This window comes from Candidatus Pelagibacter bacterium nBUS_29, from assembly GCF_051200905.1.
Taxonomy (GTDB): Bacteria; Pseudomonadota; Alphaproteobacteria; order Pelagibacterales; family Pelagibacteraceae; genus Pelagibacter.
On sequence record NZ_CP172843.1, the window covers coordinates 110,097 to 133,914 of the forward strand.

19 protein-coding genes, 2 tRNA genes, 2 rRNA genes and 1 pseudogene are annotated in these 23,818 nt (G+C 30.1%); 22 read left to right on the top strand and 2 right to left on the bottom strand.

Going from position 1 to position 23,818, the window contains the following annotated elements; translation table 11 throughout:
- Positions 1-4 precede the first annotated feature (4 nt).
- From ispG to ACIJYA_RS00580, 4 genes are read left to right on the top strand one after another with little or no spacing between them, the layout of a single operon-like run.
- Positions 5-1,102 (top strand): flavodoxin-dependent (E)-4-hydroxy-3-methylbut-2-enyl-diphosphate synthase, encoded by a 1,098-nt coding sequence (gene ispG / locus ACIJYA_RS00565; protein WP_435088551.1) that lies wholly within the window; start codon positions 5-7, stop codon positions 1,100-1,102.
- Entirely contained in the window at positions 1,102-2,175 is a 1,074-nt protein-coding gene (gene prfA / locus ACIJYA_RS00570; protein WP_435088552.1) for a peptide chain release factor 1, read from the top strand. Before ispG ends, prfA begins: the two co-directional genes overlap by 1 nt.
- The gene (gene prmC, locus ACIJYA_RS00575; RefSeq protein WP_435088553.1) at positions 2,176-3,018 is read left to right on the top strand and encodes a peptide chain release factor N(5)-glutamine methyltransferase; all 843 of its coding nucleotides are present in this window, start codon (positions 2,176-2,178) and stop codon (positions 3,016-3,018) included.
- A 12-nt stretch (positions 3,019-3,030) separates the two neighbouring features.
- The gene (locus ACIJYA_RS00580; protein WP_435088554.1) at positions 3,031-3,468 is read left to right on the top strand and encodes a DUF4167 domain-containing protein; all 438 of its coding nucleotides are present in this window, start codon (positions 3,031-3,033) and stop codon (positions 3,466-3,468) included.
- On the opposite strand, the gene ACIJYA_RS00585 is transcribed toward ACIJYA_RS00580, so the two are convergent.
- A complete protein-coding gene (locus tag ACIJYA_RS00585; RefSeq protein ID WP_435088555.1) occupies positions 3,465-4,757 on the bottom strand; it encodes a peptidoglycan DD-metalloendopeptidase family protein in 1,293 nt (430 codons plus the stop codon). The two genes, ACIJYA_RS00580 and ACIJYA_RS00585, sit on opposite strands and share 4 nt — an antisense overlap.
- Positions 4,758-5,093: 336 nt before the next feature.
- Here ACIJYA_RS00585 and ACIJYA_RS00590 point away from each other — a divergent pair.
- The 4 genes from ACIJYA_RS00590 to ACIJYA_RS00605 all read left to right on the top strand — a co-directional run bounded on the left by ACIJYA_RS00590 (position 5,094) and on the right by ACIJYA_RS00605 (position 9,720).
- Positions 5,094-6,568 (top strand): 16S ribosomal RNA (locus ACIJYA_RS00590).
- A gap of 99 nt (positions 6,569-6,667) precedes the next feature.
- Positions 6,668-6,745: transfer RNA gene (locus tag ACIJYA_RS00595), tRNA-Ile, on the top strand.
- A gap of 13 nt (positions 6,746-6,758) precedes the next feature.
- Positions 6,759-6,834 (top strand) — tRNA-Ala (locus ACIJYA_RS00600).
- Positions 6,835-6,967: 133 nt separating this feature from the next.
- Positions 6,968-9,720: ribosomal RNA gene (locus tag ACIJYA_RS00605) — 23S ribosomal RNA — on the top strand.
- Together the 16S and 23S rRNA genes with 2 tRNA genes alongside form the textbook arrangement of a ribosomal RNA operon.
- A gap of 83 nt (positions 9,721-9,803) precedes the next feature.
- On the opposite strand, the gene ACIJYA_RS00610 is transcribed toward ACIJYA_RS00605, so the two are convergent.
- Positions 9,804-10,466 carry a class I SAM-dependent methyltransferase gene (locus tag ACIJYA_RS00610; RefSeq protein WP_435088556.1) on the bottom strand — a complete coding sequence of 221 codons (663 nt, stop codon included), beginning with the start codon at positions 10,464-10,466 and terminating at the stop codon, positions 9,804-9,806.
- Between the two features lie 155 nt (positions 10,467-10,621).
- Here ACIJYA_RS00610 and ACIJYA_RS00615 point away from each other — a divergent pair, with 155 nt between their 5' ends.
- From ACIJYA_RS00615 to ACIJYA_RS00680, 14 genes and pseudogenes are all read left to right on the top strand, one after another.
- Positions 10,622-11,125 carry an HAD-IIIA family hydrolase gene (locus tag ACIJYA_RS00615; protein ID WP_435089237.1) on the top strand — a complete coding sequence of 168 codons (504 nt, stop codon included), beginning with the start codon at positions 10,622-10,624 and terminating at the stop codon, positions 11,123-11,125.
- 427 nt (positions 11,126-11,552) lie between these two features.
- Positions 11,553-12,497: an SDR family oxidoreductase gene (locus ACIJYA_RS00620; protein ID WP_435088557.1), complete on the top strand. Its 945-nt coding sequence runs from the start codon at positions 11,553-11,555 to the stop codon at positions 12,495-12,497.
- Positions 12,487-13,287 carry a transketolase gene (locus ACIJYA_RS00625; protein WP_435088558.1) on the top strand — a complete coding sequence of 267 codons (801 nt, stop codon included), beginning with the start codon at positions 12,487-12,489 and terminating at the stop codon, positions 13,285-13,287. The genes ACIJYA_RS00620 and ACIJYA_RS00625 overlap by 11 nt, the downstream gene beginning before the upstream one ends.
- On the top strand, positions 13,284-14,216 hold the full coding sequence (locus tag ACIJYA_RS00630; RefSeq protein ID WP_435088559.1) for a transketolase family protein: 933 nt from the start codon (positions 13,284-13,286) through the stop codon (positions 14,214-14,216). Before ACIJYA_RS00625 ends, ACIJYA_RS00630 begins: the two co-directional genes overlap by 4 nt.
- Positions 14,182-14,787 carry a hypothetical protein gene (locus ACIJYA_RS00635; RefSeq protein WP_435088560.1) on the top strand — a complete coding sequence of 202 codons (606 nt, stop codon included), beginning with the start codon at positions 14,182-14,184 and terminating at the stop codon, positions 14,785-14,787. Before ACIJYA_RS00630 ends, ACIJYA_RS00635 begins: the two co-directional genes overlap by 35 nt.
- Positions 14,756-15,592: a hypothetical protein gene (locus ACIJYA_RS00640; protein ID WP_435088561.1), complete on the top strand. Its 837-nt coding sequence runs from the start codon at positions 14,756-14,758 to the stop codon at positions 15,590-15,592. Before ACIJYA_RS00635 ends, ACIJYA_RS00640 begins: the two co-directional genes overlap by 32 nt.
- On the top strand, positions 15,585-16,766 hold the full coding sequence (locus ACIJYA_RS00645) for a UDP-galactopyranose mutase (RefSeq protein ID WP_435088562.1): 1,182 nt from the start codon (positions 15,585-15,587) through the stop codon (positions 16,764-16,766). The genes ACIJYA_RS00640 and ACIJYA_RS00645 overlap by 8 nt, the downstream gene beginning before the upstream one ends.
- 140 nt (positions 16,767-16,906) lie before the next feature.
- The gene (locus tag ACIJYA_RS00650; RefSeq protein WP_435088563.1) at positions 16,907-18,238 is read left to right on the top strand and encodes a PfkB family carbohydrate kinase; all 1,332 of its coding nucleotides are present in this window, start codon (positions 16,907-16,909) and stop codon (positions 18,236-18,238) included.
- Positions 18,239-18,403: 165 nt separating this feature from the next.
- Positions 18,404-18,991 carry an SIS domain-containing protein gene (locus tag ACIJYA_RS00655; protein ID WP_435088564.1) on the top strand — a complete coding sequence of 196 codons (588 nt, stop codon included), beginning with the start codon at positions 18,404-18,406 and terminating at the stop codon, positions 18,989-18,991.
- Positions 18,992-19,080: 89 nt separating this feature from the next.
- Complete coding sequence (locus ACIJYA_RS00660) at positions 19,081-20,037, top strand: hypothetical protein (protein WP_435088565.1); 957 nt, start codon at positions 19,081-19,083, stop codon at positions 20,035-20,037.
- Between the two features lie 55 nt (positions 20,038-20,092).
- The gene (locus ACIJYA_RS00665) at positions 20,093-20,773 is read left to right on the top strand and encodes an SDR family oxidoreductase (RefSeq protein WP_435088566.1); all 681 of its coding nucleotides are present in this window, start codon (positions 20,093-20,095) and stop codon (positions 20,771-20,773) included.
- Positions 20,774-20,813: 40 nt separating this feature from the next.
- Positions 20,814-21,563, top strand: coding sequence for a cytidylyltransferase domain-containing protein (locus ACIJYA_RS00670; protein WP_435088567.1), 750 nt, complete (start codon positions 20,814-20,816; stop codon positions 21,561-21,563).
- Entirely contained in the window at positions 21,535-22,773 is a 1,239-nt protein-coding gene (locus ACIJYA_RS00675; RefSeq protein ID WP_435088568.1) for a DegT/DnrJ/EryC1/StrS family aminotransferase, read from the top strand. Before ACIJYA_RS00670 ends, ACIJYA_RS00675 begins: the two co-directional genes overlap by 29 nt.
- A 3-nt stretch (positions 22,774-22,776) precedes the next feature.
- Positions 22,777-23,818, top strand: a pseudogene (locus ACIJYA_RS00680) (N-acetylneuraminate synthase family protein).

The following is a 23,818-nucleotide window of genomic DNA, read 5'->3' on the forward strand; positions in this document are numbered from 1 at the left end:
TTTTATGAGCCTTAGGCCCTTCAGAAATATTAATCGGAAAAAAACCAGAGTAATAAATGTTGGTGATGTAAAGATTGGTGGGGATAATCCAATTTCAGTTCAGTCCATGACCAATACTTTAACAACTGATGTTAAAGCTACAATTGATCAAATAAATGCAATTCATGAAGAAGGAGCAGACATTGTAAGAGTTTCATGTCCAGATGAAGACTCTACAAAAGCTTTAAAAGAAATAACAAACAATGTAAAACTACCTATAATTGCTGATATTCATTTTCACTATAAACGAGCAATTGAGGCTGCAGAAAACGGAGCAAAATGTTTAAGAATAAATCCAGGAAATATTGGTGATAAACAAAAAATTCATGATGTTTTAAGTGCTGCAAAAAATAATGATTGTTCAATCCGGATTGGTGTAAATGCAGGATCCCTTGAAAAAGATATTTTAGAAAAATATAAAGAACCTTGTCCAGAGGCTTTAGTAGAGAGTGCTTTGAGAAATATCAAAGTTTTAGAAGATCAAGATTTTTTTAACTTTAAAGTTAGCGTTAAGTCGTCAGATGTTTTTTTATCAATTGCAGCTTATCGTCAACTTTCAAAAGCAATGGATTATCCCTTGCATCTTGGAATTACAGAAGCTGGAAGTTTTGTCTCTGGAAGTGTGAAATCGTCTATTGGACTTGGAACGTTGCTTTTAGACGGAATTGGGGACACTATCAGGATTTCACTTTCTGATGACCCGGTAAAAGAAATAAAAATTGGTAATGAGATTTTAAAGTCATTAGGACTAAGAAATAGAGGGGTAAAAATTATTTCTTGTCCATCATGTGCCAGACAAGCATTTCAAGTAATCGATACTGTAAAGGTTTTAGAAGAAAAATTATCACATATTAAAACTCCAGTTACGCTGTCAATAATTGGATGTGTAGTGAATGGCCCTGGTGAAGCAGCAATGACAGATGTGGGTATAACAGGTGGCGGAAAAGGAAACAATATGCTTTATCTTTCTGGTGTTCAGAGTAAGAAAGTCTTAACAAATGAAATAATTGATAAAGTAGTGGCTGAAGTTGAAAAAAAAGCTTCAGAGTTAGAAAAAAAATAATGATACCTGCAAAAACAATTGAAGAACTTATATTAAAGCACTCAACTTTAGAAAAAGATTTATCTTCAGGTGCAATTGACAAAAAGCTATTTGCTGAAAAATCAAAAGAGTACTCTGATCTTAATGAAATTATAATAAATGCTAAAAAATATTTATCATATGAAGAGGATAAAAAAGATTTAGAAAAAATTTTAAATGATGTTTCAGCAGATAAAGAATTAAAAGATATGGCTGAACTTGAATTATCTGAATTAAAGACTGAATTCGAAATAAATGAAAAAAAATTAAAATTATTTTTACTTCCAAAAGATGAAGCTGATAAAAAAAATGCAATCATAGAAATTAGAGCAGGAACTGGAGGACTTGAAGCAAGCCTATTTGCTTCAGATCTTTTTAAGATGTATGAAAAAGTTAGTCACAAAAAAAAATGGACACTAGAATTGATATCAATTTCAAGAAGCGATGCTGGAGGATTAAAAGAGGTTATAGCATCAATAAAAGGAACCAATATTTATTCAACTTTAAAATATGAAAGTGGCGTTCATAGAGTTCAAAGAGTGCCAGATACCGAAACTCAAGGAAGAGTTCATACTTCAGCAGCAACCGTTGCAGTATTGCCTGAAGCAGAGGAAGTTGATTTAAAAATAAATGAGTCTGATTTGAGAATAGATGTTTTTAGAGCAGGTGGACCAGGAGGACAGTCAGTAAACACAACTGATAGTGCAGTTAGAATTACTCATATTCCAACAGGATTATCTGTTTCACAGCAAGATGAAAAGTCCCAACATAAAAATAAAGCCAAGGGTATGAAAATTTTAAGGTCAAGGTTATATGAATTAGAAAGATCAAGAATTGACCAAGAAAGATCACAAGACAGAAAAACAAAAATAGGAACAGGAGATAGATCTGAAAGAATTAGAACATATAATTTTCCTCAAGGAAGAGTAACAGATCACAGAATTAATTTAACACTTCATAGATTAGAGGAATTTTTAGAAGGTGAAGCTTTTGATGAAATGATCGAGTCGTTAACATTACAAGCACAAGAAGATAGTTTAAGTAGTTTAAATTAAATGAACATTAAGTCAGCAGTTATTGAAGGAACAAATATTCTTAAAGATAAATCTATTCTATCAGCTCAACTTGACACAGAAATATTAATGGCCAAAGCTCTAGATAAAAATCGTGAGTACATAATCTTAAATGATGACAAAGTTTTAAATATTGAAAATTTAGAATATTTTAAAAAATTGGTTAATGAACGAGCCACTAAAAAACCAATAGCTTATCTATTAAACAGAAAGTTTTTTTGGAAAAGCGAATTTTATGTTAATAAAAACACCCTTATACCCCGTCCTGATACAGAAATTATTATAGAGCAAATTTTAAAAGTTACTAAGAATAAGGATTGTTTAAGAATTCTTGATATTGGAGTTGGCTCGGGGTGCATTCTCTTGAGTGTTCTAAAAGAAAAAAAGAATTTTTACGGATCAGGAATAGATATTAGTAAAAATTCATTAAAAATATCGAAAATTAATGCAAAAAAGCTCTTTGTAGACGAAAGAGTAAAATTTTATAAATCAGATGTTGACAAATTTACTCAAGGCAAATATGATTTAGTTGTTTCTAATCCCCCTTATATTAAAAGAAATAATTTAAAATATTTGGAGAGAGATGTTTTAAAATTTGAGCCTAAATTAGCTCTAGATGGTGGATTAGATGGTTTATCAGTAATCAGAAAAGTAATAAAAAAATCATCTGAACTGTTAAAAAAAAATGGAAAATTTATTTTAGAGATTGGTTTTGATCAAAAAAGTAAAGTTATTAAATTATTAAACAGCAAAGGTTTTTATATAAATAGTACTGTCAAGGATCTTGCAAATAACGATCGTTGCATAGTAAGTACTAAAATATAATTAATTAGATATATGGTAACATTTAGAAACAATAATAACGTTAGAAGAAATAATTTCAGAAGAAATGATAGAAATTTTAAAAGTAGTGGAGATAGACCTAAATTTGGATCAAATTATTCAAACAATGAAAACTTTAGAAGAAAGGCTCCTGGCAGAAATAACCATAATGCTCCGAAGTTAATAGAAAAATATAATGATTTAGCGAGAGAGGCTTCTTCTAATGGAGATAAGATATTATCTGAAAATTATCTTCAACATGCGGACCACTTCACAAGAATTTTGAACGAACAAGAAAATTATAAAAAACTAAAATTTGCTGAGAATAAATCTACTGAAAATACACCTGAAACACAGGAATTATCAGTGAAATCTGAAGAAATTAATAGTGAAGATAAAAAAATTGTAGCTGAAATTAAACCCATTTCTAAAAAAAAACCAGAGGATAATTAATTTAATCCAATAATTTTTTCTGACTTTAAAACGTTTAATTTTATTTTGTTAGTTTCAAAAAGTTCTCTATTTTTTCCTTTCAAAACCTTACCTGATGGAAGTTTTAGTTTTTGAGAGTTCACTTTTTTTCCATTAACAATAACTTCATAGTGCAAATGTGGACCAGTTGATTTTCCAGTTGAGCCAACATAACCAATAGTTTGACCTTGTTTAATTCTAACTCCCTTTTTAATTCCTCGTGCAAATTTTGACATGTGCGCGTAAACAGTTTCATATATTGAGTTGTGTCTTATTTTAACACAATTTCCACCACCTCCACACCAACTGGCTTTTTTGATTATACCATTGCCAGAAGCCATAATAGGTGTTCCTTTGGGTGCAGCAAAATCAGTTCCTCTATGCATTTTGTTAAATCCATCGATAGGATGTTTTCTCATTCCAAATGATGAAGATAATCTTGCACCGTTAATAGGTGTTTTCATTAGTGCCTTTTGCACACTCTTTCCATTTTTGTCGTAATGGCCCTCAACGTTTTCTTTATCAAAATAATACAATGAATTATCCTGACCACTTAACTTAAGATTCGCAAAAAGAATTTCTCCTGTTTCAATTACTTTATTATTTTTATCAATGAATACTTCGTACATAATTTGAAATTTATCTTCTTTACGAATATCTCTTTGAAAATCTACTTGAAAACCATAAATTCTTGCAAATTCAATTATAGTATTTGGTGGTATATTTTGATCAGTTGCAGATTTATAAAGACTTTGAAGTATTATATTTTCCTTAAAAATAATTTTTTTATCTAATTGTATAGTTAATATTCTTTCATTAAAATCTAACTCCCCACTACTTTTTGAAAGATATATTTTTTTAGTATTTGAAATTTGAAAAACAAATTCTTTAATTTTGTTATTACTTTGATCTAAGGTAATTTGAATTTTTTGATTAGTATTTAACTTATTTATGTTAAATTTTTTTAACAGACTTTCTTTTATGGCTCTTATCTCTTTTTTTTCTATTGAATAACTATCAAGTATTTTGTCAAAAGTTTCTCCAGATTTGATTCTGTGATTAAATTTTTTATATCTAGGTTCTAAATTATTTACAATTTCATTAAGAGTTTTTTTTAAATAAATATTATTAATAAAGTTATTGTATTGACTCTTACCTATTTCTTTTTGGTGATAAGATAACGTTGCAACTATTATTGAAAAAATAATTAAAAAAATTAATCCTAATATTTTTAGGTTTTTTAAAAAAGTTGATTGAAGTTTTTTTAGCATTTAATAATGTTTTGATTAGAATTATTAGTTTAGCAGCACAAAAAAATCAAAAAAAACCCAATAAAATCATCAATTTTTAGTATTTTTTTTATTCATAAACGCTTGATTTCCTTTTATTTTAGCCTATAAGCGTCACACTTTCTCACGAAAATTATTGTTAACACAATAAATTTGTGTGGATTATTGGGCTTTTTAGACCCAATTAGCTATTTAAAAAGTAAAAATTTAAGAAGAGAAGTGTGGACGGTTAAGGTTACCAAAATTTGTCGTACACACTTCAACATTATATAAATTTTATTCTTAGAATTTATATAGAAGCTAGTGTGCGCCGTTTTTAAACTTGAGAGTTTGATCATGGCTCAGAACGTACGCTGGCGGCACGCCTAACACATGCAAGTCGAACGAAGTAGCAATACTTAGTGGCAGACGGGTGAGTAACATGTAGGTATCTGCCCTTTGGCCTGGAATAACACGAGGAAACTTGTGCTAATACCGGATAAGTCTTTACGGAGAAAGCTTTATGCACCATTGGATGAGCCTGCACTTGATTAGTTTGTTGGTGGGGTAATGGCCTACCAAGACTGTGATCAATAGCTGATTTGAGAGGATGATCAGCCACATTGGGACTGAGACACGGCCCAAACTCCTACGGGAGGCAGCAGTGGGGAATCTTGCACAATGGAGGAAACTCTGATGCAGCGATGCCGCGTGAGTGAAGAAGGCCTTTGGGTTGTAAAGCTCTTTCGTCGGGGAAGAAAATGACTGTACCCGAATAAGAAGGTCCGGCTAACTTCGTGCCAGCAGCCGCGGTAATACGAAGGGACCTAGCGTAGTTCGGAATTACTGGGCTTAAAGAGTTCGTAGGTGGTTGAAAAAGTTAGTGGTGAAATCCCAGAGCTTAACTCTGGAACTGCCATTAAAACTTTTCAGCTAGAGTATGATAGAGGAAAGCAGAATTTCTAGTGTAGAGGTGAAATTCGTAGATATTAGAAAGAATACCAATTGCGAAGGCAGCTTTCTGGATCATTACTGACACTGAGGAACGAAAGCATGGGTAGCGAAGAGGATTAGATACCCTCGTAGTCCATGCCGTAAACGATGTGTGTTAGACGTTGGAAATTTATTTTCAGTGTCGCAGGGAAACCGATAAACACACCGCCTGGGGAGTACGACCGCAAGGTTAAAACTCAAATGAATTGACGGGGACCCGCACAAGTAGTGGAGCATGTGGTTTAATTCGAAGATACGCGCAGAACCTTACCAACACTTGACATGTTCGTCGCGACTTTAAGAGATTAAAGTTTTCGGTTCGGCCGGACGAAACACAGGTGCTGCATGGCTGTCGTCAGCTCGTGTCGTGAGATGTTGGGTTAAGTCCCGCAACGAGCGCAACCCTCACTTTTAGTTGCCATCATTAAGTTGGGCACTCTGAAAGAACTGCCAGTGATAAGCTGGAGGAAGGTGGGGATGACGTCAAGTCCTCATGGCCCTTACGTGTTGGGCTACACACGTGCTACAATGGTATCTACAACAGGAAGCAAGACTGCGAAGTTGAGCAAATCCCTAAAAGATACCTCAGTTCGGATTGCACTCTGCAACTCGAGTGCATGAAGCTGGAATTACTAGTAATCGTGGATCAGCGTGCCACGGTGAATGCGTTCCCGGGTCTTGTACACACCGCCCGTCACACCATGGGAGTTGGTTCTACCTTAAGGCAAGGTTTTAAACCCTTGACCACGGTATAGTCAGCGACTGGGGTGAAGTCGTAACAAGGTAGCCGTAGGGGAACCTGCGGCTGGATTACCTCCTTTCTAAGGATGAATGAAAGTAAAATTTCATTCTAAATAATATACATCGGTAATGTTGACCGTCCTCATTTCTCTTCTTAAAGTAGTGTTTCTCTTGAATGGGGGCCGGTAGCTCAGTTGGTTAGAGCACACCCTTGATAAGGGTGGGGTCGAAAGTTCGAAGTCTTTCTCGGCCCACCAATTTTAAGATCATGGGGGATTAGCTCAGCTGGGAGAGCGCCTGATTTGCATTCAGGAGGTCAGCGGTTCGATCCCGCTATCCTCCACCAAAAACACTTAGTTATAAAAATTGTAAATAAAAATAATAATTAATATCAATATCTATATCCGAACATTAGTAATGTTATTAGCTAATGTTCAAAATAAAAATTTGATTCAACACAGAATTTTTTTCTGTGCATAAATCAAGCGTTTAAGGGCGTGTAGTGGATGCCTTGGCACTGAAAGCCGATGAAGGACGTGATATACTGCGATAAGTTTCGGGGAGCTGTATGTAAGTTTTGATCCGAAAATTTCCGAATGGGGAAACCCACCACTTTATGTGGTACTTTAAACTGAATACATAGGTTTAAAGAGACAACCTGGAGAACTGAAACATCTAAGTAACCAGAGGAAAAGAAATCAATTGAGATTCCGTTAGTAGTGGCGAGCGAACGCGGACTAGGCCAGTAGTTTTGTTAAAAAAATCTGAATAGTTTGGAAATGCTAACCATAGAGGGTGATAGTCCCGTATGAGTAATGTTTAACAAAATTCTTGAGTAAAGCGGGACACGTGAAATCCTGCTCGAATATAGGGGGACCACCCTCTAAGCCTAAATACTCTTCAGTGACCGATAGTGAACTAGTACCGTGAGGGAAAGGTGAAAAGAACCCCTATTAGGGGAGTGAAATAGAACCTGAAACTGCATGCCTACAATCAGTCGAAGCTCTTTTTAGAGTGACGGCGTACCTTTTGTATAATGGGTCAGTGACTTAATTTATAAAGCAAGCTTAAGCCATCTAGGTGTAGGCGTAGCGAAAGCAAGTCTTAATAGGGCGATTAGTTTTATGAATTAGACCCGAAAACGAATGAGCTTACCATGAGCAGGTTGAAAGTTGGGTAACACCAACCGGAGGACCGAACCAGTTGACGTTGAAAAGTCTTTGGATGACTTGTGGTAAGGGGTGAAAGGCCAACCAAATTCGTAGATAGCTGGTTTTCCGCGAAAACTATTTAGGTAGTGCGTTGAATAAATAGATGTTTAGAGGTAGAGCACTAAATGGGCTAGGGGGAAGAAATTCTTACCAAACCTAATAAAACTCCGAATGCTAGACATTGTTCTTCAACAGACAGACTGTGGGTGCTAAGGTCCATGGTCGAGAGGGAAAGAGCCCAGACCACCAGATAAGGTCCCAAAATTATGATTAAGTGTGAAAGGATGTGGAAATTCCTTAACAGCCGGGAGGTTGGCTTAGAAGCAGCCATCCTTTAAAGATAGCGTAACAGCTCACCGGTCTAATAGAGTTTCTGCGCCGAAGATGTAACGGGGCTAAAATCATATACCGAATCTGTGGGTTTATAAAACTTTCGAGTTTTATAAGCGGTAGCGGAACGTTCTGTAAGCCTGTGAAGGGATACCCGTGAGGGATCCTGGAGGTATCAGAAGTGCGAATGCTGACATAAGTAACGATAAAAGAAGTGAAAAACTTCTTCGCCGAAAATCCAAGGGTTTCTGCGCAAGGTTAATCCGCGCAGAGTTAGTCGGCACCTAAGGCGAGGGCGAAAGCCGTAGTCGATGGAAATAAGGTTAATATTCCTTAACCAGATGGTAGTGACGGATCTTGTAAGTTGTGTACTCTTAATGGATTGAGTATGCCGCGAAAAGGTTCCAAGAAATAGCTCCATCATTAGACCGTACCCTAAACCGACACAGGTGGATTAATAGAGTATATTTAGGCGCTTGAGAGAATGATGTTGAAGGAACTCGGCAAAATGCTTCCGTAACTTCGGGATAAGGAAGACCTGTTTTTAGGCAACTAGAGATGGGTGGCACAAGCCAGGGAGAAGCGACTGTTTATCAAAAACACAGGGCTCTGCTAACACGTAAGTGGATGTATAGGGTCTGACGCCTGCCCGGTGCTGGAAGGTTAATGCGGTTGGTGCAAGCTAACTTCTGAAGCCCCAGTAAACGGCGGCCGTAACTATAACGGTCCTAAGGTAGCGAAATTCCTTGTCGGGTAAGTTCCGACCTGCATGAATGGCGTAACGATTTCTCCGCTGTCTCCAACATCAACTCAGTGAAATTGAATTCTCCGTGAAGATGCGGAGTTCGCGTAGTTAGACGGAAAGACCCCGTGCACCTTTACTGCAACTTTACATTGGTATTAGGAAAAACATATTTAGTATAGGAGGGAGACATTGAAGCAAAGGCGTCAGCTTTTGTGGAGTCACCAGTGAAATACCTCTTTTGTTTTTCTTGGTATCTAACTGATTGCCGTCATCCGGCATCAAGACATTGTATGGTGGGTAGTTTGACTGGGGCGGTCGCCTCCCAAATAGTAACGGAGGCGTGCGAAGGTAGGCTCAGAACGGTCAGAAATCGTTCGTAGAGTGCAATGGCATAAGCCTGCCTGACTGTGAGACTGACAAGTCGAGCAGAGACGAAAGTCGGTCATAGTGATCCGGTGGTTCTGAGTGGAAGGGCCATCGCTCAACGGATAAAAGGTACGCCGGGGATAACAGGCTGATACTGCCCAAGAGCTCATATCGACGGCAGTGTTTGGCACCTCGATGTCGGCTCATCACATCCTGGGGCTGGAGCAGGTCCCAAGGGTTTGGCTGTTCGCCAATTAAAGTGGTACGTGAGCTGGGTTCAGAACGTCGTGAGACAGTTCGGTCCCTATCTGCTATGCGTGTAGAAGAATTGAGAGGAGTTGACCCTAGTACGAGAGGACCGGGTTGAACATACCACTGGTGGACCTGTTGTAGCGCCAGCTGCAGTGCAGGGTAGCTAAGTATGGAAGAGATAACTGCTGAAAGCATCTAAGCGGGAAACTCACCTCAAAACTAGTTCTTCCTATAGAGCCGTGGTAGACCACCACGTTGATAGGCTGGATGTGGAAGCGCAGTAATGCGTGCAGCTGACCAGTACTAATAGCTCAATTGGCTTGATTTATGCACTGAAAAAAATTTTTCATAGACATATTTGATATATTTTTAATTTTAAAGATATTATAAATTAAATTTTTATTAGGATTCCTAGAAGTTTGAAAAATCAAAGTCTCCTGTATATTTTGATTTTTTGAATATCTGGTTCCATTTCTTAATACTAAGATTTGATTTTGCTACAAGGTTCCAATCATCAATAAATTTTTTTTCCTTAAGATTTTTGTAACCTTTTACTCTGATAAATGATTTTCCTTTTTTTACTCTTTCTATCTCTTTGATTGATTGTGAGATTTTTTTTTCAGCTAAATTGTGTATGGTCGAAATTGAAATAATGAAATCAAAATAGCTATCCTTAAAAGGGAGCTTATGGCAAGAGCCAACTTTTATAAATTTTTTTTCTGAACTTAAAGCTTTCATTTTGCAATATTTACTAATATCTAAACCCCAAATTTCAGCATTTGGAAGAAACCGTCTAAATTCATACATCGTAAAACCTTTGGCACAACCTATATCAAGTATTTTACACCCATTGCTAAGCTTATAATGCTTGATTATTTCCTTAATTATTTTTCTAAAAAATTTTTTATTATAATAATAGCCTCCGTATCCATGAATTCTCTTACCATCAAAGTATTCTTTACCAAACTTCATTAATTTCTTCTTAATTTTTGTCTTAACTTTATTTCGATTAAAGCTTATTACATTTCTATTTGTTGACTTTGGGTAAAGTTTCCAAAATTTCTTTATTTGCATAAGCCTACTCCTAAATTATTTAATAATTTTAATCTTTTATTTGTTTTACAATTAGGGCAAATAATTTCATTTAAGTTATTCATTGGATACAACTATAATAGAGAATATAAAAAACAAAACTTTTAATCTTTAAAAATGAAAAAAAAAATAAATGCATCTTTTTTGATAGAGATAATACGCTTATTTACGATAAAGGGTATACCTATAAAAAAAAGGATCTTAAATGGAAGCCTTATGCAAAAAAAATAATTAAATTTGCAATAGATCTGGATTATTTAGTAATAGTAATTACAAATCAATCAGGTGTTGCAAGGGGTTTTTATAAAGAAAAACAAGTGAAAGAATTTCACTTTTATATGAATACGGAATTAAAAAAGATGAATACCTACATAAATGACTTTTTTTATTGCCCATTCCATATTGATGGTATTGGTAAATATAAAAAAAATTCAAATGATAGAAAGCCTAATAATGGTATGCTAATAAAAGCAATAAAAAAATGGGATATCGATATTCAATACAGTTATTTTGTTGGAGATAAACTTTCAGATTATTATGCAGCAAAAAAAACAAAAATTAAATATATAAATGGTAAAAAATTAGATCATTTTTTTAATAAATTAAAAAAATTAAAATTATTAAAGATTAATCAAGAATAATTTTAATAATTATCTTCTAAAAATAATTTAAGATTTTTACTTGTGGTAAATATTTTAAAATTTCTTTTTAAATAATTATTTACCTTTATATTAAATTCTTCAATTTTTAGTTTCAAGTGACCGTAAGAGCCAGTCGATTTTTTTTAATATTTGAATCAACTTTATTAATATTTATATCTCCTTAAACAGACATTGAAGAAATTAAGATAATTTTTTTAGAGATCTAATTTAATTAAAGAAATATTATTTTTTTTAAATTTTTGGAAATGATTTTCTGTAAGAAGTAATAATAGCATGCTTTTTTGTGCACCTCTAAAACAACGTTATTTCCAAGTAAAGTACCAGATCCAGTTACTAATAATTTCAAAATTTAAAAATTTTATAATTTGTATAAAAATAAATCTCTTATATATAGTAATACATATCAATGAAAAATATTTTAATTTTAGGTGGCGGTGGCTATGTTGGAACTGAATTAATAGATTATCTATATACAAAAAAATATAATGTTACATGTTTGGATACATTCTGGTTCACAACATCAATTAATAAAAAGGTAAAAAAAATAAAATTAGATATAAGACAAAATATTTTCGACTCTTTTAAAAATATAGATGTTGTAATTAATTTAGCTTATTTATCCAACGACCCACTTTGTGAAATAAACGCAAGAGATACATGGGAAATAGGCCCACTAGCAAATTATTACATATTAGAAGCGTGCTTAAAATACAAAGTAAAAAAATATATTTTTGCATCATCTGGCAGTATTTATGGTCTAAAAAAAGAAAAAAAAGTAACTGAAAAACTTGGGCTGGACCCTATCACTGACTACAATAAGTCTAAGATGATATGTGAAAAGGTTATTCTATCTTATAAAGATAAAATCAAAACTGTAATATTAAGACCAGCAACAGTTTGTGGATTTTCAAAAAGATTGCGATTAGATGTTGTGTTAAATATTTTTAGTTATCAGGCTTTTTTTAAAAAAAAAATTACTATTTTTGGTGGAAGCCAAGTAAGACCATTGCTTCATATAAAAGATATGATTTACGCTTATGAGTATTTTATTAAAAAAAATATCACAGGAATTTTTAATGTAGGATTTGAGAATATTAAGATTTCAGATATAGCGAAAGAAGTCCAAAAAATAATACCTTGTAAAATAGTGTCTTTAAAAAGTAATGATCCAAGAAGTTATAGAATGAACTCTGATAAACTAATAAAAAGTGGCTTTAAACCAATGCATAATTTTAAGGATGCCATTATGGATTTAAAAATTAACTTTACTAATGGCTTTAAGCCCTCGGAACAAAATTGGAATTTAAATTGGCTACTTAAAAAAAAGGTAATTACAAAAAGTGCTAAGTGATAAAAAACTAGATAATATTTCTAGAATTGTAAGATATAATATAATTAAGCAAACTTATCAAAAAAAATCAGGTCATCTTGGTGGTGCCTTATCTTGCACAGATCTTTTGGTTAATATTTTTAATAATTATTTATTTAATAATAAAGATAATAGATTTATTTTAAGTAAAGGTCATTGTGCGCTTGCAGTTTATAGTACCCTCTATCATGCAAAAAAATTATCAAAAAAAAATTTTTATAGTTTTGCAACACAAGGAAGTTTATTTGGCGAACATCCTTCTCCAAAAATAAATAATGAATATTTAAATTTTTCAACAGGATCTTTAGGGCATGGAATAGGTTTTGGGTCTGGAATGGCATACTCTAAAAAACATAAAAATAAAAAAGGTACTATATTTGTTTTGGCAAGTGATGGTGAGATGAATAGTGGTAGCGTTTGGGAGTCTGCTCTGTTGAGTAGTAAACTTAATTTAAACAATTTAATTGTTATAGTTGACTATAATAAATTTCAAGCAACTGGAAGGTCTGATGAAATTTTAAATATAAAACCTCTAAACAAAAAATGGCGATCATTTGGTTGGGATGTTATGGAATGTGATGGCAATAATCATAAATCTGTTACATCAAGTCTTAAAAAAATCTTAAGAAATAAAGACAAGCCTAAAATATTAATTTCTCACACTATAAAGGGTAAAGGAATTAATTTTATGGAAAATGACAATAATTGGCATTATAGATCACCATCTAGAGAAGAGTTAGATCAATCAAAAATTCAACTGGGCATCAAATGAGAAATTTTTTTGCAGAAAGTCTGTATAATAAGATTAAAAAAAAAAGAAATATCATTCTCCTTTCTGCAGATATTGGAAATCGATTATTTGATAAAATTAAAAAAGACTTTCCGAAAAATTTTTTAAATTGTGGAATAGCAGAACCAAATATGGTTACATTTGCTTCGGGTATGGCTAAAGAAGGCTTTTTACCTGTGTGTTATACAATAACTAATTTTTTAATTTATAAATCAATTGAACAAATAAGAAATGATGCAATTTATAATAACAATAAAATAATATTAGTTGGTACTGGTTCGGGAATATCATATAATCATCTTGGCCCAACTCATCACTCTTTAGAAGATATAGGTTTACTAAACAACTTACCTAAAATAAAGATTTTATCACCCTCAGATAACAACGATTTAGAGGAGCATCTTGTGCATTCTTTACATTCAGGTAATAAACAAACTACTTACATAAGAATAGGTAAAAAAAATGAACCAATCATCAGCAAACTAAAGCCAAAAATAAATAAAATTAATTATGTTTTGAGTAATAGGTCTAAATCAGCCTTAATATTTACAGGCCCATTATTTGAGTGCATAGCTGGAGCAAGTAAAAAATTTAAAAAAGACAATATTAAGATTGATATTATTAATCTACATCAAATAAAACCTTTGACCGCTTCCATGCTAAAAGTTTTAGCTAGATATGATTTAATATACACATTAGAGGAACACTTTCCAAACACGGGCATTAAAGGTATATTAAGTTCAAATCTTAGTGATAAAAAAGTAATAATTAAATCAATAAATAATAGAAATGAATTTGTTTCCCATTTAGGTAGCAGAAGTTATGTAAGAAAAAAATTTGGTATTTCAGAAGATAAAATTTATAAAATCATAGCTAATGACACAATTAAAAATAGGGATAGACCTAGATAACACAATTATAAATTATCAAAATTCTTTTAAAAAATATTTAAGAGAAAAAAAAATACATTTAAAAAGAATCAATAAAAAAAAGATAAAATATATATCAAATAATAACTCTAAAATTAAAAATTGGACAGAAGCTCAGGAAGAAATTTATGGCAAGTATATAGTTTATGCAAAACCATTCGAGTATTTTAGAGAGTTTGAAAAATTTGCTTTAAAAAAAAAAATTAAGTTATTTATAGTGAGCCATAAAACTAAATATAGTCAATTTTCAAAAAAATACAATTTACATACTCAATCAAGTAAATGGATTCAAAATAATATTTTTAAAAAAAGATATAAAATATTTTATGTTAATACAGTTAATGAAAAAGTACGAAAAATAGCAAAATTAAGTCCACACTTATTTATAGACGACTTAATTGAAATTTTTAACAATAAAAATTTTCCAAAAAAAGTTAAAAAAATTTACTTCTCAAAAATAAAAGATGATAAAGTGCTTACATTTAGTAATTGGAAAAAAATAAAAAACTATATTAATAAAAATGAAACTTTCCAACAATTCTATAAAATCTAGTAAAAATATATTAAAAAAATATTTTTTAGATAGTGAAAGAATAAAAAGAGAAAAATACTTTTATCTTAAATTTAAGAACAAAAATATAAATATACCAAAATTATTAAGTACCTCAAAAAATAATATTTCTTTTAAGAAATATAGATTTAAAAAAATTAAATCTCAAAAATTATTTTTTGATGAATTGTTAAATTTTTTAATAAAGACAAATAGAGAAAAAAAATACAGTCTATATGCAAAAGAAAATCTAGTGTCATATGAATTATTGCTTAGCCAAATAAAAAAAAGATTTAAAAAAATCTCTGAGATAAATATAGAAAAAAAATATATAAAAAAAATGAAAGTGATAAAATCATATGTTAAAAAAATTCTTAAAGAAAGTCCTTCAACTTTAAAATTAAATAGTTGTAAAAATATAATTTCTCAGTCAGATATTGGTTTTCATAATTGTGGAATTTTTAACAATAAAGTTTTTTTTTATGATTTTGAATATTCGGGACTAGATCATCCAATTAAGTTAATATGTGATACATATTATCAGCCAGAGAAAAGAATTAGTAAAAAATACATATTAAACTTTAAAGAAAAATTAGAAAAAAATTTTAAATTCAAATTACCTCAAAATTTTTTTATATTTGAAAAGCTTTTAAAAGTTAAAATGATGTTGATTATTTTGAATATTCTTATACCTAGTAACATTAACAATAAATATAAATTACTGAATAAAGTTAAATTAAAAAAAATAAAATTAGATAGAATAAATAAAGCATATAAATACATTAAAATTCCTTTCATTTATGAATAAAAATTCAAAAAAAGTTCTAATTATTGGGGGTGGTTTTGGTGGAGTTGCAACAGCTAGACTTGTTTCTGAATTAAAAAACACGAATGTTACATTATTAGAAAAATCTTCTGATTTAGGTGCGGGTGTCAGAACAAATTTTTATGGGGGTCACCCGTATACTTTTGGTCCTAGACATTTTCTAACTCATAATAAAGATGTTTTTGATTATCTAAATAAAATTGTTCCAATGAGAAGTTGTGGAGAACATGAATTTATAACTTATGTTGAGCAAGATAATCAATTTTACAATTATCCACTTCATATAAATGATCTGGAAAAAATGCCTGATAAAAAAAAAATTAAAAAAGAACTTTCACAAAAAAAAGAATTGAAAATAAAAAATTCAAAGAACATGGAAGATTATTGGATTAATTCAATTGGAAAAACTCTTTATGGAAAAACTATCGAAAAGTATAATAAAAAAATGTGGTTAGTGAATGATAATAAAAAAATAGATACTTTTAAATGGTCTCCAAAAGGTGCCACTCTTAAGAGGGGCCCAAGAGCAGCATGGGATAAGGCAATCTCAGCTTATCCAATTAAGTATAATGGATATAATGATTTTTTTGATAAAATAGATAAGAAGAAGATTAAAATAATTTTAAACAGCAAGCTTAAGATTAAGAATTTAAAAAATAAAGAGTTTATAATTAATAATAAAATTCAAAAATTTGACATAGTTATCTCAACAATTTCCCCAGATTTTTATTTTAATAATAAATATGGTGAACTTCCTTTCATAGGCAGAGATTTTCATAAAATAGTTTTTCCAGCGAAAAATCTTTTCCCTAAGAATGTTTACTTTTTATACTATGCCAACAATGAAAAATTTACTCGTCTTGTCGAATACAAAAAATTTACAAAGCATAAATCAGATACAACTTTAATTGGCATGGAAATACCCTCAAAAAATGGCAAACATTATCCCGTACCATTTAAAAAAGAAATTCAAAAATCTCATAAATATTTTAAAAAGTTTCCTAATTGGTTTTTTTCAATCGGAAGAGCTGGAACCTATCGGTATGAGGTTGATATAGATGATTGTATAGAGCAAGCTATGGAGATAAAGAAAATAATTTCAAGTGGAAAGTATGATGGTCCGTTGCCACTTAAAAAGTGGTGGACATATGGCTAAATTAATTTCCACAATTGAACTTAAAAAAATTAGAAAAAATCTAAAAAATCAAAAAATAGGCTTGTGCCACGGTGCGTTTGATGTCTTGCACAATGGGCACCTAGCACATTTTCAAGAGTTCTCGAAATCAAGTTGATATATTGATTGTAAGTGTAACAGCGGATCAGTTTATTTCTAAAGGCCCATCTCAACCATACAACAATGAGATTAATAGAACAAAATTTTTGTTACACATAAATAGCATTGACTATGTTTACTTAGATAGAAATCTTACAGCTGAAAAATTAATAAATGAACTTAAGCCTGACATATATTTTAAAGGTAAAGACTACTTAGAAAAAGATATTACTGGTAATTTTAAAAAAGAACTGAATATTTTAAAGAAAAATAATGGAAAAATTTTTTTAACAAAAACAGCCATATCAAGTTCAACCAAAATTATTAATAATTTTTACAAACCATTTTCAGATAATGCAGAAAAATATCTAAACAGAATATCAAAAAAAAACACCTTTTATCAAATAAATAAAGCTCTTAAAAAATTAGAAAATAATACTTTCAGTATAATTGGTGACCCAATAATTGATAAATACATTCTCTGTGAAATGTCTGGTTTAACAACTAAAGATCCAGCAGTCTCAACTATAATAAACGATATTGAGATTATCCCAGGAGGTGTTTTAGCTGTTGCTAAAATTTTATCAAAATTTCTAAAAAAGGTTAATCTATACACATATGGAAATGATAAAAATATTCGAAAATACTTAAGTAAGGAAAAAAATATTAATGTCATTAACCTTGATAAAGATCAGGAAATACAAACTAAAACTAGATATATAAATTCAACAAGATATGAAAAATTATTACAAGTTACTAACTTTAAAAAAAATGTTTTTTCAAAAAATATCATAAATAAAATAAATAAAAAAATAAAAAATATAAAAACTAACTTATTAATCTGTGATTTTGGAAATGGTTTGATTGAAAATGAAATTTTAAAAAGTATAGAAAGACTTAAAATAAATAAATTTTTAAACGTTCAAACTAATTCAATAAATTATGGACATAACTTATACACAAAATACAAAAAATTTAATTATTTATCTCTTGATGAAAGAGAGTGGCAACTTGCTTTAGGGAAAAATGATTTATCTAATTTAGGTAAAATGTTAAATTTAAAAAAAAATAAAATATCATGCTCATTAACTAAAGGTAAAAAGGGTAGTGAATATTTTTGGAAAAATAAAAATGAAATATGCCCTGTTTTTATTGAAAAAACTATTGATACAACTGGGTGTGGAGATGCATATTTTTCATTAACTTCTATAATGCTTGAAGCCAAATTGGACAGTCATTTAATTCCATTTGTTGGTAATGTTTATGCTGGGATGCATAGTCAATTTTTTGGAAACAAAGAAATAGTCAAAAAAGTAGACTTTTTAAAATATATAAAAAGTCTTTTAAATAGATAAATGGAAAAAAATATACTGAATCACTATTAAAAAATAGTTATTTTACATTTAATATCAAAAAAAAATTAAAACTTATTTGATTTTTGACAGTACTATAGCTAATAACAAAGTAAGCTATAATGATGTTCTTAAAAATTAAGTAAACTAATTAATATAAAAAATAAAATGAAAAATTTAAAAAATTATTTAAAAAATATAAAAAATGGAATTAATACATTAGATATTTCCAAACTGATAAAAATTGAAAATATATTATTTGATAAAATACAGAAAAATAAAAAAATTTTTGTTTGTGGAAATGGTGGATCTGCTTCAATAGCTAATCATTTTTTATGTGATTTTAATAAAGGTATAAAAATAAGTTCAAATAATAAATTAAAGCCAAAAATATTTTCTTTATCAGACAATATGGAAACAATCTTAGCGGTTGCTAATGACATCTCATTTAATAAAATTTTTTCATTCCAGCTAGACAATTATTATGCCAAAGGTGATATTGTAATTTTGTTAAGTTGCTCAGGCTCATCACCAAATATCCTGGATACTCTTAATTATTGTAAGAAAAAAAAAATTTACACAATAACTTTAACTGGTTTTGCTAAAAAAAATATTCAAAAAAAATCAAACATTAATTTAAATTTAGGAATAAAAAATTACGGCATTACAGAAGATTTTTTTCAAATTATAATGCATATGCTAAGTCAAAGTATTCGATTAAAATTTATTAAAAAAAATGACAAAGTAATTTTATAAATTAATGAGTGGGAATCATAAAATAATGACAAGATTGTTGTGATACTAAATTAATCTTAACTACACATGTTATTCTATTATTAAAGTATATGTATAAAATTTTACTAGTTGGTGCAGGTCAAATTGGCTCAAGATATTTAGAAGGTTTAGCTAAATTAAATATAAATTTTGAATTAATTGTTATTGAGCCTAACTTAGATTCATTGAACACCGCGAAATCAAGATGGACTTCAGCTTGTATTGAAGGAAGAAATTACAATATTAAATGGTCAAACAGAGTACAACCCCAAAAATATGAAATGGATTTAGCAATTATTTCAACTTCTTCGGTCGAAAGATGCAATATTGTTAAAAATGTATCAGAGACATTTTCACCAAAATTTTGGATTATGGAGAAACTACTTGCTCAATCAAAGAAAGAAATTGATTTAATAATTAAAGCTACAGATAAATCCCATGGCGCTTGGGTAAATATACCAAGAAGATTGGATACTTGGCATAAAAGAATCGCTTCTGAATTTAACTTTAAAGGGCCTATAAAAGTTATAAAAACTGGAGGCTTATGGGGTATGGCATGTAACTCAATTCACCTAATAGATCTTGTGTGCTGGTGGACAGGAGAAAAAATATTATCAATTGACACAGATAAATTAGACAAAAATTGGATCAAAAGCAAAAGGGAGGGTTATTTTGAAATTACAGGCGAAATGATAGCAAAGTTTTCTAATGGTAGTTCTTTAATTTTAAGATCAAATGAGAATTTTGATTACGAATTTATTAAAGTTTATTTAAGAGATAATAAAGAAATCGTAATAAATGAAAATGAAGGTTTTTTAATTTCACCAAATGGAAAGAAATCAAATGGGAGCCTCCAACTACAAAGTGAGTTAACTGCCCCACTTATAAAAAAGTTAATCTTAGAAAATAATTGCGAACTACCAACACTTAATATTTCCGCGCAACAACATTCTGTTTTTATAAACAGCATGCTCAAACATTGGAATGTCAGTCAAAAACTTGCAGATAGTAAAGTGCCAATAACTTAATTATGAATTGAAATTTTGATTGATCAATTTTTATAACATAGTAAATTTTACTTTAATGAAAAAAAAAATATTTTTAACAGGATCGAATGGAAGAATTGGTTCATATTTAAAAAAAAAATTAAAAAAAAATTTTGTAGTAATTGAATCTGATATAATCAAGGGTGATAATTTATCTGACGATTCCTATTTAAAAAAAATTTTTAAAAAAAATGATATATTTGCGATAATATTTTGTCACGGTCTAAATTCAACCCCTCTTTTAAGAGGCAAAGTAAAACAGATTTCCAATTTAGAACAAGCTTCGATTCAAAAATTCTTTGATGTGAATTTTTTTTTAAATCTAAATGTAATTAAAAATTATATGAAATATCAAAAAAAAGGTAGAATAATGAACTTTACCTCACTCTATAGCATTAAATCACCTAAACATTATATATATAATAATTTTTCAAAAGAATTAGGTTATTGTGCTTCCAAATCTGCTTCAAATATGATGATGAAATATCTTGGTACCAAATATGCAAAAAAATATCTTTTTAACAGTATAGTCATAGCAGGTGTCGCACAAAAGAAATTAGATCCATTATTTTTGAGTGGTTATAACAAAAATAATCCCACTGGAAGGATGATGAAGCTTGAAGAAGTTTTACCAGTTGTAAATTTTTTATTGGATGAAAAAAATACCCACACAAATGCGCAAGAAATTATTGTTGATGGGGGATGGCTATCTTGGTAGTTAAAGATTATTAATTTATTTAATAATTCCAATTAAATTTATGAAAATAAATAAAAATAATATATTTATATTAATAACTGTTCGAACTGGTTCATCAAGATTACCAAACAAGTGTTTAAAGCTAATTAATAAAAAAAAGGTAATAGAGATAATTATTAAACGTGCGAAAAAAATTGGTTACCCCATCATTTTGGTGACTACTAAGAACAAATCTGATGACATTTTATGCAAATTAGCAAATAGAAATAAAGTCATACATTATAGAGGGTCGTCAAAAAATGTTTTAAAAAGATGGAACGATTGCTTGAATAAATTTAAAGTAGATATTGCTATTATGGTTGATGCAGATGATCTACTCTTTGATTACGATATTTATAAAAGAGCCTTAAAAAAAATTATAAACTCAAAATTTGATTATATAAAAGCTAATACCAACACAATAACTGGTCTATTTACTTATATATTCAGAGCAAAAGTAATAAAAAATGTTTATGAAAAAAATAAATTTAAATCTGTAGAGATTATAGGACCATATCTAGATAAAAAATACAAATTTTACTCAATAAGGCTAAGAAGAAACAAAAAAATTCGTTTTACTCTTGATTATAAGGAAGATTTTATTTTATTTAAAAAAATTTTTTCTACATTTTCTTTTACAGTGAAAACTAATAAAGTAATTGCATATTTAGAAAAATATAAAAATTTGACCAAAATTAATTCTTTTAGACAAAATGATTATTTAACAAATCAAAGAAAAAAATATGAAAAGTTACAAAGGTTGGAAGTTTAAAGGTAGAGAATTAACTTATATAAAAAATATATTGTCATCCGATTTTAGGGCCGACTCTTCAGGCACCATGAATGAAAGATTAGAGATAAAATTTGCAAAAATCCATAAGCAAAAATATGCTGTGACAGCAAACTCTGGTACTTCTACCTTACACATGGCTTTAAACGCATTTGGAGTTGGTCATGGTGATGAAGTTATAATTCCAGGTCTTACTGTAGCAATGTGTGGTTATGCAGTATGGCAATGTGGTGCTGTTCCTGTTTATGCAGACGTAAAAGAGGATACTTTTTTAATAGATCCAATTGATATAGAAAAAAAAATAACAGGCAAAACAAAAGCAATTATGGTTGTTCATTTGTACGGTTTGATGTGCGATATGACTGCTATCATGAAAATTGCAAAAAAATATAAATTATATGTTTTAGAAGATTGTGCCCAATGTTTTTTTGCTAAAGATGAAAAAAAAAGAATTGCTGGCACGATTGGTGATGTAGGAAGTTGGAGTTTTGAAAATTCAAAGCACATAACAACAGGAGACGGAGGAATTGTAACTACTAACAATACTAAATTTGCACAAAAAATGAGAGAATTTTCTTGTGCTGGTTTTAGAAATGTTACTGCGTCAAGTGGTAAAGTAAGAATTGATAGGAACAAGTTTCAAGACCCAAACTGGAAAAGACATAATAGTTTAGCATATAACTACAGGATGCCTGAGGTGGCCGCAGCCATTGGTCTTGCACAAGTAGAAAGAATTAATTTTTTTCTTTCAAAGAGAATTCAAATGGGAAATAGATTTAAAAGAATTATCAATAAAAGAAAAAGTGATATTTTAATAAATCAACATATTCCAATAAAATTTAAACATAGCTATTATACTTTTCCATGTTTGTTTAATGGAAAAAAATATGGGATTAGTTGGCAACAATTCAGAAAAAAATTTATATTATTTGGCGGAGATGGTATTTATGCAGCGTGGCAAACAGTAAATAATGAACCAGCTTTTAAAAGAATAAGAGAGAATGGTTTATATTCTGGATCAATGAAAATATCCAATTCATATGGATGGGGAGATGTTAAAAATGGAGAAAAGATTCAAAAAATACTGATGCAATTCACCACAAACCAAAGAAATTTAATTGAGATGAAAAATCAAGAAAAATCTTTGATTAAGGTTTTAGATTATTTTGAAAAAAAACTTAATTTTATTTAGTCAATGAGCGGTGAATTTTCAATTTTAAATAGAAAAGTTGGTTCTGATGAACCCCCATTAGTTATTGTTGAAATTGGCATTAATCATGAGGGTGATATTGATTTAGCTATTCAAATGGTTGATGCGGCTATAGATGCTGGAGCAGAGGTAATTAAACACCAAACTCATATCATTGAGGATGAAATGTCAGAAGAGGCTAAAAATGTAATCCCTGGCAATACAAATGTTTCAATTTATGAAGTTATGAAAAGATGTGCTCTAGATGAGAATGATGAAAAAAAATTAATGAATCATGTAATAAGCCGTAAATCAATCTTTATAAGTACACCGTTTTCAAGAGAAGCAGCTAATCGATTAATAAGATTTAATGTACCGGCTTATAAAATTGGGTCAGGTGAATGCAATAATTATCCATTGGTAAAACATATTGCTAAAGCCAAAAAACCAATAATTATGAGTACAGGCATGAATAGTATAGAAACTATTCGTCCTTCAGTAGATATATTAAGAAATGCTGGAATACCATTTGCTTTATTACATTGTACAAATGTTTATCCTACACCTCCTTCTTTAGTTAGATTAGGTGCGATTCATCAACTTAGGGAAGCTTTTCCTGATGCTGTAATTGGGTTATCTGATCATACAGTTAACAATTTTGCATGTTTAGGAGCTGTTGCTTTAGGAGCTTCCATCTTAGAGAGGCATTTCACAGATGATATGAATAGGCCAGGTCCCGACATATCATGCTCTATGGATCCATCATCCCTAAAAGAATTAATAAATGGATCACAAACAATTTTTTTAGAAAGAGGTGGTGAAAAAAATCCAATAAAGCAAGAGTTCTCAGACCATGGCTTTTGCATTTGCCTCTGTAATTGCTGTAAAAGATATTAATCCAGGTGAAATTTTGACAGAAGACAACCTATGGGTACGAAGACCTGGAGGTGGTGATTATACATCTATAGATTACGACTCACTTCTAGGAAAAAAAGTTAAAAAATTTGTTAAAAAAAATGAACGTTTGAAAAAAATTGATATTGAATAA

Bases quoted from the DNA above. Each gene is read 5' to 3' on its own strand.
- ACIJYA_RS00635 (WP_435088560.1), top strand. From the start codon at position 14,182: ATGACACAATTAAAAATAGGGATAGACCTAGATAACACAATTATAAAT.
- ACIJYA_RS00620 (WP_435088557.1), top strand. From the start codon at position 11,553: ATGAAAAATATTTTAATTTTAGGTGGCGGTGGCTATGTTGGAACTGAA.
- ACIJYA_RS00580 (WP_435088554.1), top strand. From the start codon at position 3,031: ATGGTAACATTTAGAAACAATAATAACGTTAGAAGAAATAATTTCAGA.
- ispG (WP_435088551.1), top strand. From the start codon at position 5: ATGAGCCTTAGGCCCTTCAGAAATATTAATCGGAAAAAAACCAGAGTA.
- prmC (WP_435088553.1), top strand. From the start codon at position 2,176: ATGAACATTAAGTCAGCAGTTATTGAAGGAACAAATATTCTTAAAGAT.
- ACIJYA_RS00640 (WP_435088561.1), top strand. From the start codon at position 14,756: ATGAAACTTTCCAACAATTCTATAAAATCTAGTAAAAATATATTAAAA.
- ACIJYA_RS00645 (WP_435088562.1), top strand. From the start codon at position 15,585: ATGAATAAAAATTCAAAAAAAGTTCTAATTATTGGGGGTGGTTTTGGT.
- ACIJYA_RS00655 (WP_435088564.1), top strand. From the start codon at position 18,404: ATGAAAAATTTAAAAAATTATTTAAAAAATATAAAAAATGGAATTAAT.
- ACIJYA_RS00585 (WP_435088555.1), bottom strand. From the start codon at position 4,757: ATGCTAAAAAAACTTCAATCAACTTTTTTAAAAAACCTAAAAATATTA.
- ACIJYA_RS00670 (WP_435088567.1), top strand. From the start codon at position 20,814: ATGAAAATAAATAAAAATAATATATTTATATTAATAACTGTTCGAACT.
- ACIJYA_RS00675 (WP_435088568.1), top strand. From the start codon at position 21,535: ATGAAAAGTTACAAAGGTTGGAAGTTTAAAGGTAGAGAATTAACTTAT.
- ACIJYA_RS00610 (WP_435088556.1), bottom strand. From the start codon at position 10,466: ATGCAAATAAAGAAATTTTGGAAACTTTACCCAAAGTCAACAAATAGA.
- prfA (WP_435088552.1), top strand. From the start codon at position 1,102: ATGATACCTGCAAAAACAATTGAAGAACTTATATTAAAGCACTCAACT.
- ACIJYA_RS00630 (WP_435088559.1), top strand. From the start codon at position 13,284: ATGAGAAATTTTTTTGCAGAAAGTCTGTATAATAAGATTAAAAAAAAA.
- ACIJYA_RS00665 (WP_435088566.1), top strand. From the start codon at position 20,093: ATGAAAAAAAAAATATTTTTAACAGGATCGAATGGAAGAATTGGTTCA.
- ACIJYA_RS00660 (WP_435088565.1), top strand. From the start codon at position 19,081: ATGTATAAAATTTTACTAGTTGGTGCAGGTCAAATTGGCTCAAGATAT.